Origin of the sequence: Thiohalocapsa sp. (genome assembly GCF_019695415.1) — a bacterium.
Classification (GTDB): domain Bacteria; phylum Pseudomonadota; class Gammaproteobacteria; order Chromatiales; family Chromatiaceae; genus Thiohalocapsa.
In genome coordinates this window covers 1-3,183 of sequence record NZ_JAIFKJ010000367.1, presented here as the reverse complement: position 1 = coordinate 3,183, position 3,183 = coordinate 1, and the positions used below count along the sequence as shown (strand labels likewise).

The following is a 3,183-nucleotide window of genomic DNA, read 5'->3' as shown; positions in this document are numbered from 1 at the left end:
CCCCGCCCAGTCACCAACCAGCTGGGCACCAAGGGGCTGGCCTCTGCGCCCAGCCGGGCGGCCTGCCCAAGCATCGGACGGCCCGGAGGGCAGCGGCCCCTGGGCACTGTCCGGTGCGCACCAGCCGCCGCCCCGGGCCGACGGCACTGCGCCAAGCGGCGTCTGGCGAAGGGTCCGCCCCACCCTGGGCGTGGCATCGGCGCTGTTGCACCGCCCGATTTCCGCGGCGTCTGCCGTTTTCAGTTCCGTGTGTGCGGAACATGCTCTAGTCCCCGCCCATGTTCCGTCCCCTGTCCCTCTTCGTCGGCCTGCGCTATACCCGAGCGAAGCGGCGTAACCATTTCATTTCCTTCATCTCCCTGATTTCCATGCTGGGCATCATGCTCGGCATTGTCGCGCTCATTGTCGTGCTTTCGGTGATGAACGGCTTCCATAAGGAGATCCAGGAGCGCATCCTCGGTATGGCCTCGCACGCGACACTGAGCGTGCCGGAGGCGGGCATCGCGGATTGGGAGGCCCTGGTGGAGCGCGTGCAGGCGTATCCGGACGTGGTGGGCGCCGCACCCTACGTGGAGCTGGAATCTATGCTCATGCATGCCGGGCGCACCCACGCAGCGCTACTGAGGGGCATCGTGCCGGAGCGCGAGGACGCCGTCTCCGACCTGCGTCGGGACATGGTCATCGGCAGCGTCGACGACCTCGCGCCTGGAAGCTTCAACATCGTGCTGGGCGCGGAGCTGGCGGCCGTGCTCGGCGTCGGCGTCGGCGACAAGGTGACCGTGGTGACGCCGCAGCTGAACGCCACGCCCGTGGGCGTCATGCCGAGGCTCAAGGCGTTCACTGTCGTCGGGATCTTCGAGGTCGGCATGTCGGATTACGACCGCGGTGCCGGCTTCATGCACATGGCCGATGCGGCGCTCCTGATGCGTCTCGGCGATGCCGCCGAGGGCGTGCGCCTCAAGCTCACGGACATGTTCGACGCCCCCCTGGTCTCCCGAGAGCTCGCCTATGCGTTGAATGCAGAGGCCCAAGGCGGGGCCGATGGCGCTGCCGTCGCGTACCGAGTGACCGACTGGACCCAGGTGCACCGCAACTTCTTCGCGGCGCTGCGCACGGAGAAGCGGATGATGACCATCATTCTGTTCCTCATCGTTGCAGTGGCGGCCTTCAATATTGTGTCGACGCTGGTGATGGTGGTCACCGACAAGCGCGCGGACATAGCCGTGCTGCGCACGCTCGGGGCCTCGCCGGGGCGGGTGATGGCCATCTTCATGGTCCAGGGCACTGCCATCGGTGTTGTCGGAACCCTGCTCGGTGTCGTTGGCGGCGTGCTCTTGGGCTGGAACGTGGAGCCCATCGTCGCGAGCATCGAGCGAGCCTTCGGCGTGCATTTTCTCGACCCGAGCATCTACTACATCAGTGCACTGCCCTCGGATGTGCGTGCCGGCGATGTGCTGCGTGTGGGCGGCGGTGCCTTTCTGATGTCTGTGCTGGCCACCCTGTATCCGGCTTGGCGCGCCGCGCGCACGGACCCGGCCGAGGCCCTTCGCTATGAATGATCTCGCATCGACTGTCGGGCCGGCACGGGAGCCAGCGGCGGACGCGGCTGTCCCCGTGCTCCAGGCCCGCGCCGTCGGCAAGTCTTTCCGCCAAGGCCCGCAGGAGGTTGTCGTGCTGCGCACCGTGGACATCGCTGTGGGGCGCGGTGAGCGTATCGCCATCGTCGGCTCCTCCGGCTGCGGCAAAAGCACGCTGCTGCACTGCCTGGGCGGACTGGAGCGGCCCTCCACCGGGCAGGTGCTCTGGGCGGGGCAGGACCCCGCGCGCCTGTCCGAGCGTGCTCGGGGGTTGTTGCGCAACCAGCGCCTCGGCTTCGTCTATCAGTTCCACCACCTGCTGCCGGAGTTCACGGCGCTGGAGAACGTGGCTATGCCGTTGCTGATCCGTAATCTGGCACCGGCCGAGGCGCGGGAGCAGGCAGTGGCGCTGCTGGGCCGGGTGGGCCTCGAGCATCGTCTGACCCATAAGCCCGCGGAGCTCTCCGGCGGCGAGCGCCAACGGGCAGCCATCGCACGCGCACTGGTGACACGGCCAGACTGCGTGCTGGCGGACGAGCCCACCGGCAATCTCGACCGGCATACCGCGGCGGACGTCTACGAGCTGATGCTGGAGCTGAACGCAGAGCAGGGCACCAGCTTCGTCATCGTCACCCACGACCTCGACCTTGCTGCGCGGGCGGATCACGTCTGGCGCTTGGACGACGGCGTGCTGTCCCGGGCGACGGCATAGCGCCGGCGGCGGCGCTCGATCTCGCGCAGCAGGCTGCGGCGCCAGAGCCACTGCACCATGAAATAGCCAATGGCTGCGACGGCACAGGCGCAGATGATGCTGCCGAGCGCGAGCGGCCCGAGGACCCCCAGCCAATTGTGCCAGTCGAGCCAGAACTCGGGCTCGAAGGTGCGGATGGGCTGGCCCGTCAGCAGGGCTCCGATGACATAGGCCAGATAGAACATGGGCGGGATGGTCAACGGGTTGCTGAGCCATACCAGTGAGGCCGCAATGGGCAAGTTGACGCGGAGCTTAATGGCGGCTGCGGCGGCCATGAAGACTTGCCCGAAGGGCGGCATGTACATCATGAACAGGCCGACGGCGACGCCGCCGGAAGCCGAGCGCCGGTTCAGGTGCCAGAGGTTCGGGTCCTGCAACAGGGTGCCGAAGACGCGGATCCAGCGGCTTTCCAGGATCACGCGCGGATCCGGCAGGATGCCCTTGAGCCAGCGTCTCACGGTCTCGGGTCGGGGGTCTGTGGGTAGGCGGCGCGAGTGCCACTGCGAGTATACGCCAGCCCTGCTGCGGCGGAAGCGGTCTGCCTGTGGCGGCCGGAGCTGGGGCCGGGAGTCACTGTGTTGAGTGCCACGGATACGGTGGCGCTCGCCGGCCCCTGCGCAGGGTGAGGGCAGGCCCTGCGCAGGGATGCGGAAGTGCACGCGCATATGACTGCCGACGCCCCGCAGGAGCGCCTGCGGCTTACGCCGGCGCCAGTCGCCCTGGCCTTTGCGGTGGGTTGCGGCGGTTTTCCCCTGCCCCCGCCCCTCCCCGAGGCCCGGTTGGTAGGGTCGTTCTTTGCCGCCGCCCGCGCCCCCGCCCTCTTGGCGCCCCCGCCCTGCGGCCCGCCGCCGAGGG

The 3,183-nt window shown here is 68.5% G+C and carries 4 protein-coding genes; 3 read left to right on the top strand and 1 reads right to left on the bottom strand.

Going from position 1 to position 3,183, the window contains the following annotated elements:
* Positions 1 to 278 precede the first annotated feature (278 nt).
* Both I6U14_RS10560 and lolD read left to right on the top strand, forming a co-directional pair.
* Positions 279 to 1,559, top strand: coding sequence for a lipoprotein-releasing ABC transporter permease subunit (locus I6U14_RS10560; RefSeq protein WP_296899156.1), 1,281 nt, complete (start codon positions 279 to 281; stop codon positions 1,557 to 1,559).
* Positions 1,552 to 2,289, top strand: a complete 738-nt coding sequence (gene lolD / locus I6U14_RS10555; protein ID WP_296899154.1) for a lipoprotein-releasing ABC transporter ATP-binding protein LolD — start codon at positions 1,552 to 1,554, stop codon at positions 2,287 to 2,289. The genes I6U14_RS10560 and lolD overlap by 8 nt, the downstream gene beginning before the upstream one ends.
* On the opposite strand, the gene I6U14_RS10550 is transcribed toward lolD, so the two are convergent.
* Positions 2,241 to 2,786, bottom strand: coding sequence for a DUF2062 domain-containing protein (locus I6U14_RS10550; protein WP_296899152.1), 546 nt, complete (start codon positions 2,784 to 2,786; stop codon positions 2,241 to 2,243). The two genes, lolD and I6U14_RS10550, sit on opposite strands and share 49 nt — an antisense overlap.
* Positions 2,787 to 2,993: 207 nt before the next feature.
* On the opposite strand from I6U14_RS10550, the gene I6U14_RS10545 reads away from it, so the two are divergent.
* A partial coding sequence (locus tag I6U14_RS10545; protein WP_296899150.1) for a hypothetical protein occupies positions 2,994 to 3,183 on the top strand: 190 nt, incomplete at its 3' end.

Coding starts and splice junctions, on each gene's coding strand:
- I6U14_RS10560 (WP_296899156.1), top strand. CDS start 279: ATGTTCCGTCCCCTGTCCCTCTTCGTCGGCCTGCGCTATACCCGAGCG.
- lolD (WP_296899154.1), top strand. CDS start 1,552: ATGAATGATCTCGCATCGACTGTCGGGCCGGCACGGGAGCCAGCGGCG.